Here is a 14,685-nt window from a genome sequence, read left to right as displayed (position 1 = left end):
CAGGGTGGAGAAAAGAACACACTCGATCTGCATTGCGCAGTCTCTTGTGCAGCCCGCGCGAGGTTCCCGTGGGACCCTTGCATATAATCGAATGTTGATTCGAAAAACTGTATCTCCACGAGATTGTGCGCGCAAAATGAACAAGTTGTTGACCACGATGTTTGCCCTTGCTGTCGCTTGCGTGACGGTCTCGGCCCAAGCCCAACAAGTCACTGGCAAGGCCCAGGACGGAGCCAAGAAGGTCCAGATGTGCGTGGGTTGCCACGGCATCATCGGCTACCAGGCGAGCTTCCCCGAGATCCACAAGGTCCCGATGATCGCGGGCCAGAGCGCCACGTACATCTCCTCCGCGCTCACCGCGTACAAGGGCGGTGACCGCAAGCACCCGACGATGCGCGCCATCGCCGACACCCTCACCGAACAGGACATCGCCGACCTTGCGGCCTATTACAGCCAGCTGGGCGTGAAGGAAGGCGACGCGCCTGCGGCCACCCCGGCCAAGGCTGCGTCCGAGAACGTCCAGGCGCTCATCGCGCGCGACAAGGACAACAGCTGCACCAAGTGCCACGGTGCCAACTTCAACACGCCGAACGACGGCACCGTGCCCAAGCTGGCCGGCCAGCACGCCGACTACCTGTTCGTGGCGCTGAAGTCGTACCGCGTGAAGAACAACCCTCACCTGGGCCGTTCGAACGCCGTGATGGCCGCGCAGGTCGAGCCCAAGAAGTTCACCAACGCCGAACTGAAGACCCTGGCCACCTACATCAGCTCGCTGCCTGGCGAACTGAAGGTCGTGCCTGAATCGCGCCTGCATCACGCGCCTCAGTAAGCCGGGCCAGTCCGCAAGACTGGTGCTCGAAAGAAAAAGCCCGCATCAGCGGGCTTTTTTTCGTCCGGATTTTCCCGGGGGTCAGACGTCGAAGAAGGCCGTCTCGTCCGTGCCCTGCATGCGGATGTCGAAGCGGTACGTCACCGCACCGCCTTGTTCCACGCGCTCGGCGACCAGCGTGTGGCGGCGTTCGGCCGGCACGCTCTGCAGCACCGCGTCCTTCGCGTTGGCCTCGGCCTCGTCGCTGAAGTACACGCGCGTGAAGGCATGCAGCAGCAGGCCGCGCATGAGCACGATCACGTTGATGTGCGGGGCTTCGCCGGGCGTCTCGGCGCCGGGCTTGACGGTGTGGAACACGAAGCGGTTCTGCGCGTCGGTGCCCGTGCCGACACGGCCGAAGGCGCGAAAGCCCAGGGCGCGTGCCTCGTCGGGCGTCTGCGGGTAGCGGCCTTCGCCGTCGGGCTGGCTGATCTCGACCAGCGCGTCGTTGATCGGGTTGCCGTCGCCGTCGATCACGCGGCCTTCGAGGCGGATGCGCTGGCCGCTGGCGGTGTCCAGCGCCAGCACGGCGTCGAAGGGCTGGTTGAAGTTGTAGCCGTACTGCGTGGCGGTGAGGCCGTAGGCGAAGTAGGGGCCCACGGTCTGCGAGGGCGTCTGGCCGAAGTCGGCTTCCTGTGCGGTCATCAATGGCATGGGGAATTCCTTTCAGCGGTTCTCGAACGGCGTTTCATCGGCGCCGCGCAGCACCATGTCGAACTGGTAGCCCAGGGCATAGCCTTCCTCGGTGATGTCGAGGCTGAAGTCGGCAATGAGGCGGTTGCGGTAGCGCTCGGGCGTGCCGGTGACCATCGGGTCGTACTGCAGCAGCGGGTCGCCGGGGAAGTACATCTGCGTCACGAGGCGGCTGGCGAAGCTCTGGCCGAACAGCGACAGGTGGATGTGCTGCGGGCGCCAGGCGTTCGGGTGGTTGCCCCAGGGGTAGGCGCCGGGCTTGATGGTGAGGAAGCGGTAGCGGCCTTCGCTGTCGGTCAGGCAGCGGCCCGCGCCCAGGAAGTTGGGGTCCAGCGGGGCGTCGTGCTGGTCGACCTTGTGCACGTAGCGGCCCGAGGCGTTGGCCTGCCACAGCTCGACCAGCGTGTTGGCCACCGGACGGCGGCGCTCGTCGAGCACCTGGCCCGTGAGGATCATGCGTTCGCCCAGCGGCTCGCCGTTGACGCGCGCGTTGCGCGTGAGGTCGTGGTCGAACTCGCCGATGCTGTCGTGGCCGTACACCGGCTGCTGCAGCTCGCCGAGCGAGGCTTTCAGCGGAATGAGCGGCTTCTGCGGGCCGCGCTTGCCGGTCGACTTGTAGCCGGGGTAGATGTAGCTGGGGTGGGCGTCCCAGTCGCGCGGGGTGAGGGTGGGCTGGGCGCCGCTGGTCTTGGTCATGTACGTTGTCTCCTGTCGTGGGACGAATCCGAAGCCCGCACTGTAGAAGTCGCGATCAATGATGTAAATTGAAGATTGTTCCAGTTTCAATAACCAGAAGGCATTGAAAAAGTCTCCCGCCGAGCTTCGCCAGGATTTCGTGCGCAACGTGCAGTTGAGGCACCTGCGCGCCTTCGTCGCGGTCGCACAGGAGCGCCACCTGGCGCGCGCGGCCGAGCGGCTGGCGCTGAGCCAGCCGGCGGTGTCCAAGACGCTGTCGGAGCTCGAGGCCGTGGTCGGCACCCGCCTGGTGGAACGCAGCCAGGCCGGGCGCCGCGGCGTGCAGGGCCTCACGCCGGCCGGCGAACAGTTGCTGGCCCACGCCCTGCGCGTGCTCGAAGCGATGGATGCCAGCGCCCAGGCCGTGGCGCCGGCGGCGGGCGGGCGCATCGAGCGCCTGCGCATCGGCGCCTTGCCCAGCGTGGCGCCCGCGCTGCTGCCGGTGGCGCTGGCGCGGCTGCGCGAGGGCTGGCCGGCGGTGCAGATCCTGGTGAAGAGCGCGGCCAACGCCGCGCTGCTCGACGAGCTGCGCGCCGGCGAGCTCGACCTCGTGGTGGGCCGCATGAGCGATCCGCGTCTCATGGGCGGCCTGAGCTTCGAGCTGCTGCACACCGAGCCGCTGGTGTTCGCCGTGCGCGCCGGCCATCCGCTCGCGCTCAAGCCGGCGCCGGTGCAGGCGGTGCTCGACTATCCGCTGGTCGTGTACGGCGAGGGCACGATCCCGCGCCACAACACCGAGAGCTTTTTGTCGGCGCGCGGCCTCGCGCTGCCGCGCAATGCCCTGCAGACGCTCGACGTGGCGGTGGCGCGCGCGCTGGTGGCGGTGTCGGATGCGGTGTGGATCACGCCGCTGGGCGCCGCGCGCAGCGAGCTGGCCGACGGCCGCCTGGTGCGCCTGCCGATCGACACCACCGGCACCGAGGAGCCGGTCGGCCTCCTGCAGCGCAGCGAGGCCGAGCCGTCGCCGATGCGCGCCGCGATGGCGGGGCTGCTGCGCGAAGCGGCGAAGGCGCAAGGCGCGTTGCCGGCGCGAAAGGGAACGCCGCGCGCCGCCGGCTGATCGCTCAGTCCTTGGTTGCCCGGCGCTGCACGCACGCTACGTAGCCATCGCCATCTGGGGGACGCCCTGCGCGCTGGCTCTCCCACATCATCTGGCCCAGGCAATCCATCGCCTCGTGGTGCGCATGCAGCAGCGAGCCGCGGCGCGCGGCCAGCAGCTCGACCGCCTGGCGGATGCCGCGCGGCTGGTCGATGGAGCACTGCTCGCTGATCGACAGGTGCATCGACAGATGCAGGAACGGGTTCTCGCGGCCGTTCGATCCGTCGTAGACCCGCGCCACGGCCGCGTCGGCGTCGATCAGGTCCTCGTGGTACTCGGGGTGCTCGTCGATCCAGCCGGCCGCGATGGTCTCCAGCGGCTCCATCGGCAGGCCCTGCCGGTGCTTGGCGTACACGTCGCAGAAGAAGCGGCGCACGTCTTCCTGGGAGGGATTGAACATATATAGAAGAGAGAAGAAGGAAAGAGAAAAAGCGGGTGGCGCGGCGTGGGCGCTAGGGCTGTGGAAAGTGCGCGCGACACGCCCGGCGTTCCGGGTACGAGGCGTTACATCGTTACGTAACGAATCGCGAATTGACCTCCTTACGGGCTGTTTCGGAGGTCGGTGTGCTGCGCAGTTTTCAGAAAAATATCCATACAAATCAATCACTTGAAGCGCCGATGGCGCGGCGTTGGCACGGCGGCGGAAAAGCGGCACGCAAGTTGCCCCTGTAGATGCATCTTTTGTCACAGAGGCTGCCATGACCGCTCCACAAGCATCGACCGTTTCGACCGAAGGGCTCGCCGCCACTGGCGCGCCCGTGGTTCTCGCCCAAGCCACCGTCACGCCGCTCGGCACGCCGGGCATCAGCGCCGGCGCCTCCGCCGCGCCTGCGGCCGTGGCGTCGCCCAGCGTGGGCACATTGTCCAATGCTACGCCCGGCGTTGCAGTGATGCGCGAGGGTGTCCGCATTCCGGTGGACGGCAATCAGACCCTGATGGCCGGCGACCGCGTGATCGTGCCGGACGGCGGCCAGGCCAACGTGCTGTTCCCCGGATCGGCCTCCAACAAGGCGCCGCTGGCCGGCGTCTTCACCGGCGGCACCGATGCGACCATCGGCTCGACCAAGCTGCCCGGCGGCCTCGAACAAGTGAATGTGGACGTCGCCTCGGGCGACCTGCAGGTGACCCCGCCGGACAGCGACGCCGATGCGGCCGCCCTGGCAGTGACCAAGAAGACCGCGGCCGGCAGCGGCATCGGTCTCGGTGAATTCGCGCTGGGCGCCCTGGGCGCCGCGGCGCTGGGTGCTGCACTGAGCGGCGGTGGCGGCGACGGTGGCACCACCGGCTTCCCGCTGTTCGTGGGCGGCCCGGGCGGTGAGTCCGATGCGGACGCTGACTCGGACTCGGATTCCGACTCGGACTCTGACAGCGACTCTGATTCGGACAGCGATTCGGATTCGGATTCGGATAGCGACTCGGATTCCGATTCGGACAGCGACTCCGACTCCGACTCTGACTCGGACAGCGACTCTGATTCGGACTCTGACTCGGATTCGGACAGCGACTCCGACTCCGACAGTGACTCGGATTCCGACTCTGATTCGGACTCTGACTCGGATTCGGACTCTGACTCGGATTCGGACAGCGACTCCGACTCCGACAGTGACTCGGATTCCGACTCCGATTCGGACAGCGACTCTGATTCGGACTCGGACTCGGACAGCGACTCGGATTCCGACTCCGACAGTGACTCGGACAGCGACTCCGATTCGGACTCCGACAGCGATTCGGACTCGGACAGCGATTCCGACTCCGACGCAGACGGCGACCACCTGCTCGACCCCGCCGACGGCATCCTGGGCGGCGCCCTCGACGGCATCGACGACGCACTGGGCCTCGGCGGCTCGCTCACCCCGGTGTCGGAGACGGTCGACAACCTCACCGACGTCGTCGACGACGTGCTCGCTCCGCTGCTTGGCGAAGAGTTCCAGGCCAACAACCCGAACCAGTTCGACCCGGTGGACGACGCCGTCGGCAGCATCACCGACCCGCTCGGCGAAACGCTGAGCCCGCTGCTCGATCCGCTGCTCGGCGCGGGTGCGGCCGGCGCCATCATGGACGGCCTGCTCAACCAGGTCGACTACGTGACCGACGCGCTCGACAACGCGCTGGGCAACCTCGTCGGCGACAACGGCATCGTCAGCGGCCTCACCGACGCGCTCGGCCTGGGCGGTGTCACCGACCAGCTGCTGGGCGACGACGGCGCGCTGGGCGGCCTGCTCGAGAACGTGCTCGGCGAAGGCAGCCTCGTGGCCGGCGTGCTGGCCGAAGACGGTCTGGTCGGTGGCCTGCTGGCACCGGACGGCCTGGTCGGCGGCCTGCTGGGTGAAGACACCGCCGTCGGCGGCCTGCTCGACACCGTGCTCGGCGAGGACGGCCTGGTCGGCGGCCTGCTCGGCGACGGCGCCCTCGGCAACCTCACTGGCGGCCTGCTCGGTGCAGAGGGCCTGCTGGGTGGCCTGCTCGGCGACGACAGCGCACTGGGCGGCCTGCTGGGTGACGACGGCCTCGTGGGCGGCCTGCTCGGCGGCGACGGCGTGCTGGCCGGCCTGGCCGGCTCGGAAGGCCTCACCGGCGAACTGCTCGGCCAGGGTGGCCTCATCGACAACCTGCTTGGCCAGGACGGCGCGATCTCCGGCCTGCTCGCCGACAGCCCGCTGGGCGGCCTGCTCGGCGGCGACGACGGCCTGCTGGGCGGCTTGCTCGGCGGTGTCATCGGCGAAGGCGGCCCCATCGGCGGCCTGCTCGGCAACGACGGCCTGGTTGGCGGCCTGCTGAGCGACGACGGCCTGCTGGGCGGTGTGCTCGGCAGCGACGGCCCGTTGGGTAGCCTGCTGGGTGACGACGGCCTGGTCGGTGGCCTGCTCGGCGATGCCGGCCCCATCGGCGGCCTGCTCGGCGGCGACGGCGTGCTGGGCGGCGTGCTCGGCGACAACGGCCTGGTCGGCGGTCTGCTCGGCGGCACCGGCCCCATCGGTGGCCTGCTCGGTGACGACGGTCTGCTCGGTGGCCTGTTGGGCGATAACGGCCCGCTGGGTGGCCTGCTCGGTGGCGACGGTGTCGGCGGCCTGCTCGGACCGGACGGCGTGGTCGGTGGCCTGCTGGGCGAAGACGGCCCCGTGGGCGGCCTGCTCGGTGAAGAAGGCCTCGTCGGCGGTCTGCTGGGCGGCGTGCTCGGCGGCATCGGCGGTGGCGGCACCCCCGGCACCGGCGCGGCCCTGCTCGACCCGGCCGACAGCGTGGTGGCCGGCCTGGTGAACGGCCTGAACAACGGCGTGCTCGGCGACCTCGGCCTGGGCGACGTGCTGGCCCCGGTCTCGCAACTGACCGACAGCCTGACCGACACGGTCGACGGCCTGCTGGCACCGGTGCTCGGTTCCAGCTTCACGCCGAACGACCCGAACGTGCTCGACCCGGCCGACAGCCTCGTCGACGACGTGACGGACGGCGTGGGCGGCCTGGTCAGCCCGGTGGTCGACCAGCTGCTCGGCGCCGGCGCGACGAACGGCCTGCTGAACGCAGTGGACACGCAGGTCGACTTCGTGACCGACGGCGTGGCCAACCTGATCGGTGGCGATGGCCTGCTGGGTGGCGTGCTGGGTGGCGACGGCGGCCTGCTGGGCGGTGTCCTCGGCGGCGACGGTGGCCTGCTCGGCGGCGTGCTGGGTGATGACGGCCTGCTGGGCGGCTTGCTCGGCGGCGAAGGCGGTCTGCTGGGCGGCGTGCTCGGCGAAGGCGGCCTCCTGGGTGGTGTCCTCGGCGGCGAAGGTGGTCTGCTCGGAGGCGTGCTGGGTGACGACGGCCTGCTGGGCGGCTTGCTCGGCGGTGAAGGCGGCCTGCTCGGCGGCGTGCTGGGTGACGACGGCCTCCTGGGTGGCGTCCTCGGCGGTGAAGGTGGTCTGCTCGGCGGCGTGCTGGGTGACGACGGCCTCCTGGGTGGCGTCCTCGGCGGTGAAGGTGGCCTGCTCGGCGGCGTGCTGGGTGACGACGGCCTCCTGGGTGGCGTCCTCGGCGGTGAAGGTGGTCTGCTCGGCGGCGTGCTGGGTGACGACGGCCTCCTGGGCGGCGTCCTCGGCGGTGACGGTGGTCTGCTCGGCGGTGTGCTGGGTGACGACGGCCTCCTGGGTGGCGTCCTCGGCGGTGACGGCGGCCTGCTCGGCGGCATCCTCGGCGACGACGGCCTCCTGGGCGGAGTCCTCGGCGGTGACGGTGGTCTGCTCGGTGGCGTGCTGGGTGACGACGGCCTCCTGGGTGGCGTCCTCGGCGGCGACGGTGGTCTGCTTGGCGGCGTGTTGGGTGACGACGGCCTCCTGGGCGGCGTCCTCGGCGGTGAAGGTGGTCTGCTCGGCGGTGTGCTGGGTGACGACGGTCTTCTGGGCGGCGTCCTCGGTGGTGACGGCGGCTTGCTCGGCGGCATCCTCGGCGACGACGGCCTGCTCGGTGGTGTCCTCGGCGGCGTGACCGGTGGCGACGCCGGCGGCCTGCTCGGCGGCATCCTCGGCGACGACGGCCTGCTCGGTGGTGTCCTCGGCGGCGTGACCGGTGGCGATGCTGGCGGCCTGCTCGACGGCATCCTCGGCGACGACGGCCTGCTGGGTGGTGTCCTCGGCGGCGTGACCGGTGGCGATGCTGGCGGCCTGCTCGACGGCATCCTCGGCGACGACGGCCTGCTGGGCGGTGTCCTCGGCGGCGTGACCGGCGGCGACGCCGGCGGCCTGCTCGACGGCGTGCTGGGCGACGACGGCCTGCTCGGTGGGGTCCTCGGCGGTGACGGCGGCCTCCTGGGCGGCGTGCTCGGCGGCGGCGAAGGCGGTCTGCTCGGCGGCGTCCTCGGTGACGACGGCCTGGTCGGCAGCCTGCTCGGTGCCGACGGTCTCGTGGGCGGCCTGCTCGGCGGCCTGACGGGTGGCGCCGAACCGGTGGCCGGCATCCTGGAACCGGTGACGAGCCTCCTGGACGGCTCGGCCGGCTCGGTGGTCTCGACGGTGGTCGACACCGTGGCCCACGCGGTCGAACCGGTGACCGACATCCTTGCCGGCACCCCGGCAGCCCCGGTGGCCGCGGTCGTGACCGGTGTGCTGGACACGGTCGAACACACGGTGGCTCCGGTGCTCGACAACGTGCTCACCCCGATCACCAGCCTGGTCGACCACAGCAGCCCGGCCGGCGGTGCCCTGGCACCCGTGACGAACATCCTGCACGGCCTGCTGGGCTGATCCAAGGACACGAAGAAGGAGGAAGGGAAACCTCGATAGCAAGCAGACAGGGACGGGCCGTCAGCGGCCCGTCCCGCGAAAGGACCGTCATGAACAAGAATTTCCGGATACTGGCCCTCGTGGCAATGGGCGCAAGCCTCGCTGCCTGCGGTGTGCCTCCCAAGGGCGGCCGCGACGACGCGACCTACTACTACTCCAACAAGAGCGTGCGCGAAGTGCCCAAGGTGGAGCCGGCACCCCCGCCGCCGCCGCCGAACACACCGGCCAAGATCGTCTACTTCGACTTCGACCGATACGACGTCAGGACGGGCGACCGCAGCATCGTCGAGGCGCACGCGGGCTACATGCGCAACCGGCCGGCGAGCCGGGTCGTGATCGAAGGCCACACCGACCTGCGCGGCGGCCGCGAGTACAACCTTGCGCTCGGCCAGCGCCGCGCCGAGGCCGTGCAACGCATGCTCACGCAGATGGGCGTGCCGGGCGAACGCATCGAAGCCGTCAGCTGGGGCATTGAAAAGCCCGCATCGCTTGCCACCACCGAGGAGGGCCATCAGCTCAATCGTCGCGCCGAGTTCAGCTACCGCTGAATCGGGAGCACGCGATGATTTCACGGGCGGTTTCCGGTCCGCGATCACGTCATTCAAGCGAGAGCAGATGACGGACGCGACCGGCCTTCGCCCGCATTCGACCGGGGCCGAATGATGTCCTTCTCAGACCAGCTCCACGCCTGCCACGAGCGCCTGGTGTCCGTGTGCGCGGCGTTGCCTGCCCCGTACCCGGCCTTCACGCTCTTCTTCTCGGTGAGCGACGGCTCCCAGCGTGCGCACGTCGTGCATGCGCGGGCCGACGACTTCGAGACCGCCTGGCGCGAAGGCGCCGACCTCGTCGAGCGATGGGTGCGCGAGCGCGGCATCGTCTCGCCCTGGCTGCGCATCGACTGGGTCGAGGGCGCCAGTCCCATGGACTGGACGCAGTTCAAGACCCAGCTCACCGCGGTCAAGCGCAACTACTTCCGGCTCGGCCTGGCCTTCGACCAGGACTTCGGCTTCGCCTTCACCGAGCAGGAACTCAACGCCAACGCCATGCTGTGCGGCGATTCGACCATCGCGCATTCGGTGGTGAACGTGCGCAACTTCGACGTCTATGCGCAGGCGCGCTTCGAGCGCACGCTGCCGCTGGAGGAGTCGTCCGAGCGCACCGTGTACCTGCTGGCCACGGTCGGCGTGTTCTGCCAGCCCGACGGCGTGGTGCACAAGCTCGTGGGCACGGGGCTCGACGCGGGCCGCCGCCAGCTGCCGGCGCTCAACCCGCAGGCAGTGCTCGAGCTGGTGCGCAGCGGCTCGTCGTACCTGGCGCGCCAGATGCAAAGCGACGGCCTGTTCGTGTACGGCTACTTCCCGTGCTTCGACCGCCGCATCCCGACCTACGACGCGATGCGCCATGCGGGCACCGTGCACGCCATGCTCGAGGCCTGGGAGCTCACGCGCGACGACACGCTGCGCGCGGCCATCGACCGCGCCATCGACCACCTCACCGACGCGCTGATCCGCGACTACACGCTGCCCGACGGCCGCGAGGTGGCCTACTTGGTCGACACCGGCGGCGAGATCCGCCTGGGCGGCAATGCGGCCTGCGTGCGCATGTTCGTGCGCTATTGCGAGCTGATGGAGACGCGCCACTGGCTGCCGCTGCTCGAGAAGCTCGCGCTGGGCATCGTGGCGCTGCAGGACCCGGCCAGCGGGCGCTTCGACCACGTGCTGCACGCGGCCGACCTGTCGCTCAAGCAGGCCTCGCGCGTCATCTTCTACGACGGCGAAGCGGCCTTCGGCCTCATGCGCCTGTACGGCCTCACGCGCGATCCGTGCTGGCTGGCCGCGGTCGAGAAAGCCTTCGACCACTTCATTGCGAGCCAGCACTGGCAGTCGCACGACCACTGGCTCAGCGGCTGCGTGAACGAGCTCACGCAGTGGAGCCCGCAGGAGCGCTACTTCCGCTTCGGGCTGCAGAACGTGGCGGGCTACCTGGACTTCGTGCTCGACCGCAAGACCACTTTTCCCACGCTGCTCAGCCTCATGCTGGCGGCGCAGCAGATGCTGCAGCGGCTGGAGAGCATGCCCGCCATGCGGCACCTGCTCGACGAGCTGGACACCGAGAAGTTCTACCGCGCGCTCGACTACCGCGCGCACTACCTGCTCAACGGCTTCTTCTGGCCCGAGATGGCGATGTACTTCCGCCGGCCGTCCACGGTCGTCGGCGCCTTCTTCGTGCGGCACCACTCGTTCCGCGTGCGCATCGACGACGTCGAGCAGTACGTGACCGGCTTCGCGGCCTACCACCGCTACCTGCTCGACCGGCGCAGCCAGCCCGGCGGCGCCGGCCCCGGGGGCGGCGGTGTTGGCGTGCGCGACGACGGCGCGGTCTGGACGGCCAGCGAGATGGCCCGCGTCACCGGCGGCGAATGGGTGGTCAAGCCCGAAGACGGCTGGCGCGCCACCGGCGTGACCCAGCGCACCTTCATGCGCAAGGGCCGCGTCGTGTTCGAACACCAGGCCCGGCCCTCGAAGACGCCGCTGGCCGCCGTCACGCTCAAGGGCGTGCTGCAGCCGGCCGCGGCCGTGCTGTGCACCGACCCCAAGCCGCACCTGGACAAGCGCGTGCCCGTGCTGCAGGTGGCCAACGTGTTGCAGGCCGTGCTCGAGCTGGGCGACCACGCGCGCACCGAGTTCACCGGCCGCGTCTGCGGCGTGCTCGGCAGCGGCGCAGGCAGCAGCACCGTGGCCGCCATGCTGGCCGGCGCGCTCACCGTGTGGGGCGAGGTGGCGCAGCCCGAAGGCAACATCAGCCTGCCGTCGGGCATCGCGTGGAACCTCACCTGCATGCCGCGCCATGCCGCCTACTGGGTGCTCGAAATGGGGACCTCGCACATGCCGGCCTCGGCGCAGCTGATGCGGCCCTCGCTCATCGTGGTGACGGGGCTGTCGGCCGCGTCGCAGAAGCACCGCGGCCCGTCGGAGGCCGCCGCGCGGCTGGATTGCCGCATGTTCCAGGCCATGGCCGCGGGCGACCGCGTGGTGCTCAACCGCGACATGCCCGAGTTCGCCACCTTCGCCGAAGCGGCCATGGCGCACCAGCTGCAGATCGTGACCTACGGCGAGCACAAGGACGCCGACGTGCGCCTGCTCGCCTTCGACCACGGCGAGGTGCAGGCCGAGGTGGCCGGCGAGCCCTTCCAGCTGCGCTTGAATGCGCCGGGCCGCCACATGGGCGCCAGCGCCGTGGCCGCGCTGGCCGCGCTGCAGGCACTGCGCCTGCCGCTGGCCGCCGCCGTCGAACCCTTTGCGCACTTCGAGCCGCCGGGCGGACGCGGCGCGCTGCACACCATTCACATCGGCGGCGGAAGCTTCAAGCTGATCGATGAAACCTACGACGCCAACCCGAGTTCGATGCGGGCGGCGCTTGAGTTGCTGTCACAAGCCCCCTGCGAGCCTGCGCGCCGGGTGGCCATCCTGGGCGACATGCAGGAGCTGGGGCCCGCGGCGCAACGCCATCACCTCGATCTGGAGGCCGAGTTGCTGGCGTCGCAACCTGACCGCGTGCTCTTGTGCGGACCTTTGATGCGGGCGCTTCACACGCGCATCCGCACCAAGGTCCGCTCCCATTGGTTTGTCGATGTGTCCGACCTCTCCACCGCACTCGGCGGGCTGCTGCAACCAGGCGACTGGGTGCTGGCCAAGAGCTCCGCCGGTGTCGGTCTTTCCCGGCTCGCCCGGGTCCTGAAAGCACTGCCATGAGATGGAACGCATTGGTCCACATCCCCTATGAATCCGAACGCGAGGTACCCCCGCGGCGCTGGTGGCTGGGCTGGCTGCAGCTGCTGTGCGCCTGGGTGCTGCTGATGCTGCTGTGCGCCAACATCGCCCTCGTTTTTGCCGAAGGCCTGCCGGGCTCGTCCGGCCGCACGGCGACCCACAGCCACACCCACAAAACGATGAATTGCACGCTCAGGGAAAACGCCGCGCCGCAAGCAGCGCGCGGCGCGGAAACGACCGGTCCGGCGCAGGTTCGCACCCACCGATGCTGAGAGGCGTCAGAGGCGAATTTTTGCCTTGTAACAGTCGGGTAACAGTTGATAATGATGCAGGCGTCGTTGCCCGACGGATCGGTCTTTTTCCATGATCAAGTTCCTCTTGCCCAGCCAGCTGGTTGCCGACAGGCCGGAAGTCCCCGGCGCCAGTCCGTATGCCAGTGCGCTGAACGATGCGTTTCGCGCGGCCTACCCGCTCGTCAAGAGCGCAGCCTGGCTGTCGCTGCCCATCAGCCTGTTCGGGCTGCTGCCTTCGATCTTCCTGCTGCAGGTGTATGACCGCGTGCTCTCGCGCAGCGGCGTCTCCACGCTCGCCGCGCTGGTGAGCGGCATCCTGTTCTTCCTGTGCATCGAGTTCTGGCTGCGTACGCGCCGCTCGCGCCTGCTGCGCAACGCGGGCGCCACCGTCGACCACGGCGTGTCGGGCGCGCTGCTGCACTCCATGCTCGGGCGCCCGCTGCGCGCGCTCGAGGCGCGGCCGGCCTCGTCCTGGCAGCTGTTCTTTCGCGACGTGGGCGCGGTGCGCGGCACCGTCACCGGCGGACTCGCGCAATCGATCTTCGACCTGCCGATGGCGATCTTCGCGCTGATCGTGATCGGCATCGTCGCGCTGCCGGTGCTGCCCGTGGTGGCGGCCTTCCTGGCCATCATGGCGTTCCTGGCCTGGTGGTGGGCCGACGAAGTGCGCGCCGGCCGCGTCGAAGAAGTGCTGCGCGGGCGCGGCCTGGACCGCATCACCTCCGAGATCTGCCATGCGCGCGAGACGCTCAAGGCGCAGTCGAACGACGGCCCGACCATCGAGGTCTGGCAGCAGACCTACAACGCCTGGCTCAGCGAGAGCTTCGGCAAGAACGGCCAGATCGAAACCGCGCGCGACGGCACCACCGTGCTGCTCACCGTGTTCTCGGTGATCGTCGTCACCGTCGGCGCCATCGCCGTCATGCAGCAGTGGATGACGGTGGGCGGCCTCGTTGCGTCCAACATGCTCGCGCTGAAGGCGCTGCAGCCGGTGGCCGGGCTGGTGTCGAACTGGCGCGCATTGGCCACCGCCAAGGAAGCCGCCAAGCGGCTGGAGACCGTGCTCGGTGAGCCGGTCGAGAAGGCGCCCACCGGCATGGCGCTGCCGCAGCCGCTGGGCCGCGTCACGCTCAAGGACGTGAGCTTCAGCTTCACCGAAGACGCACCGCAGCCCGTGCTGGAAAACGTCGACCTCGACATCGGCCCCGGCGGCCTGCATGTGATCGTCGGGCGCAACGGCGCGGGCAAGTCGACGCTCGTGAAGCTGCTGTCGGGCTTGTACACGCCCACGCACGGCGTGGTGAGCATCGGCGAGTACGACCTGTCGCAATTCGGCCGCGAAGAGCTGTCGCGCTGGATCAGCTACCTCTCGCAGGAGGTTTACTGGTTCGGCGGCCCGCTGGTCGACACCATGCGCCGCGGCGCGCCGGGCCAGAGCGACGAGCAGATCGTCGCGGCTTGCAAGCTCTCGGGCGCGCACGACTTCATTTCGCGCCTGCCCGACGGCTACCGCACCGTGGTGGGCGAGGGCGGCACCGGCTTCTCGGTGGGCGAGCGGCGCAAGCTCGCGCTGGCCATGAGCTTCCTGCGCAAGCCCTCGGTGCTGGTGCTCGACGAGCCCAGCAACGACCTCGACTTTCAAAGCGAGCGCAACCTGCTCGCGACCATGCTCGCGGTGGCCAAGGTGCGCACCGTGGTCGTGGTCACGCACTCGCTGCGCATCGTGTCCGCGGCCTCCGCCGTCTATCACGTCACCGGCCAGGGCAATGTGGAAATCGGCTCCGCCGCCGTCATGGTGCCCAAGCTCTTCGGCGTGAAGAAACCGCTGGTGGCGCTGGGCGACAGCACCGACGACGGCAGTGGCAGCAGCAACAGCAATGCAGGCGTCCCGGCCGCCTCGCGCTCGATGGCGTGAGCAAGAAGGGCCATGCGATGCGTGATTCGTGGTTGCCACGGATCGACCGACTGACAG

At 69.5% G+C, this 14,685-nt stretch carries 10 protein-coding genes; 7 read left to right on the top strand and 3 right to left on the bottom strand.

Annotation, left to right across the window (positions count from 1 at the left end):
- Positions 1-136 precede the first annotated feature (136 nt).
- Positions 137-829: a c-type cytochrome gene (locus FFI97_RS20430; protein WP_062482594.1), complete on the top strand. Its 693-nt coding sequence runs from the start codon at positions 137-139 to the stop codon at positions 827-829.
- 81 nt (positions 830-910) lie between these two features.
- Here FFI97_RS20430 and pcaG read toward each other — a convergent pair whose 3' ends face one another.
- Complete coding sequence (gene pcaG, locus FFI97_RS20425) at positions 911-1,522, bottom strand: protocatechuate 3,4-dioxygenase subunit alpha (RefSeq protein WP_139704894.1); 612 nt, start codon at positions 1,520-1,522, stop codon at positions 911-913.
- Positions 1,523-1,534: 12 nt separating this feature from the next.
- The gene (pcaH, locus tag FFI97_RS20420) at positions 1,535-2,257 is read right to left on the bottom strand and encodes a protocatechuate 3,4-dioxygenase subunit beta (protein WP_095746761.1); all 723 of its coding nucleotides are present in this window, start codon (positions 2,255-2,257) and stop codon (positions 1,535-1,537) included.
- 103 nt (positions 2,258-2,360) lie between these two features.
- On the opposite strand from pcaH, the gene FFI97_RS20415 reads away from it, so the two are divergent.
- Complete coding sequence (locus FFI97_RS20415; RefSeq protein WP_260685075.1) at positions 2,361-3,356, top strand: LysR substrate-binding domain-containing protein; 996 nt, start codon at positions 2,361-2,363, stop codon at positions 3,354-3,356.
- A 4-nt stretch (positions 3,357-3,360) separates the two neighbouring features.
- Here FFI97_RS20415 and FFI97_RS20410 read toward each other — a convergent pair whose 3' ends face one another.
- Positions 3,361-3,795, bottom strand: a complete 435-nt coding sequence (locus FFI97_RS20410) for a DUF1841 family protein (RefSeq protein WP_062482964.1) — start codon at positions 3,793-3,795, stop codon at positions 3,361-3,363.
- Positions 3,796-4,093: 298 nt separating this feature from the next.
- On the opposite strand from FFI97_RS20410, the gene FFI97_RS20405 reads away from it, so the two are divergent.
- The 5 genes from FFI97_RS20405 to FFI97_RS20385 all read left to right on the top strand — a co-directional run bounded on the left by FFI97_RS20405 (position 4,094) and on the right by FFI97_RS20385 (position 14,628).
- Positions 4,094-8,611 carry a hypothetical protein gene (locus tag FFI97_RS20405; RefSeq protein ID WP_260685074.1) on the top strand — a complete coding sequence of 1,506 codons (4,518 nt, stop codon included), beginning with the start codon at positions 4,094-4,096 and terminating at the stop codon, positions 8,609-8,611.
- Between the two features lie 89 nt (positions 8,612-8,700).
- Entirely contained in the window at positions 8,701-9,198 is a 498-nt protein-coding gene (locus FFI97_RS20400; protein WP_062479666.1) for an OmpA family protein, read from the top strand.
- A gap of 111 nt (positions 9,199-9,309) precedes the next feature.
- Positions 9,310-12,402 (top strand): glutamate ligase domain-containing protein, encoded by a 3,093-nt coding sequence (locus tag FFI97_RS20395; protein ID WP_139704892.1) that lies wholly within the window; start codon positions 9,310-9,312, stop codon positions 12,400-12,402.
- Between the two features lie 11 nt (positions 12,403-12,413).
- Positions 12,414-12,692, top strand: a complete 279-nt coding sequence (locus tag FFI97_RS20390; RefSeq protein WP_185993713.1) for a hypothetical protein — start codon at positions 12,414-12,416, stop codon at positions 12,690-12,692.
- Between the two features lie 91 nt (positions 12,693-12,783).
- A complete protein-coding gene (locus FFI97_RS20385) occupies positions 12,784-14,628 on the top strand; it encodes a peptidase domain-containing ABC transporter (RefSeq protein ID WP_095948072.1) in 1,845 nt (614 codons plus the stop codon).
- Positions 14,629-14,685 lie beyond the last annotated feature (57 nt).

The organism is Variovorax sp. KBS0712, assembly GCF_006323185.2.
In the GTDB taxonomy this organism is placed as follows: Bacteria; Pseudomonadota; Gammaproteobacteria; order Burkholderiales; family Burkholderiaceae_C; genus Variovorax; species Variovorax boronicumulans.
This window is presented reverse-complemented; position numbering and strand designations above follow the sequence as displayed.

Bases quoted from the DNA above. Each gene is read 5' to 3' on its own strand.
- FFI97_RS20430 (WP_062482594.1), top strand. From the start codon at position 137: ATGAACAAGTTGTTGACCACGATGTTTGCCCTTGCTGTCGCTTGCGTG.
- pcaG (WP_139704894.1), bottom strand. From the start codon at position 1,522: ATGCCATTGATGACCGCACAGGAAGCCGACTTCGGCCAGACGCCCTCG.
- pcaH (WP_095746761.1), bottom strand. From the start codon at position 2,257: ATGACCAAGACCAGCGGCGCCCAGCCCACCCTCACCCCGCGCGACTGG.
- FFI97_RS20410 (WP_062482964.1), bottom strand. From the start codon at position 3,795: ATGTTCAATCCCTCCCAGGAAGACGTGCGCCGCTTCTTCTGCGACGTG.
- FFI97_RS20405 (WP_260685074.1), top strand. From the start codon at position 4,094: ATGACCGCTCCACAAGCATCGACCGTTTCGACCGAAGGGCTCGCCGCC.
- FFI97_RS20400 (WP_062479666.1), top strand. From the start codon at position 8,701: ATGAACAAGAATTTCCGGATACTGGCCCTCGTGGCAATGGGCGCAAGC.
- FFI97_RS20395 (WP_139704892.1), top strand. From the start codon at position 9,310: ATGATGTCCTTCTCAGACCAGCTCCACGCCTGCCACGAGCGCCTGGTG.
- FFI97_RS20385 (WP_095948072.1), top strand. From the start codon at position 12,784: ATGATCAAGTTCCTCTTGCCCAGCCAGCTGGTTGCCGACAGGCCGGAA.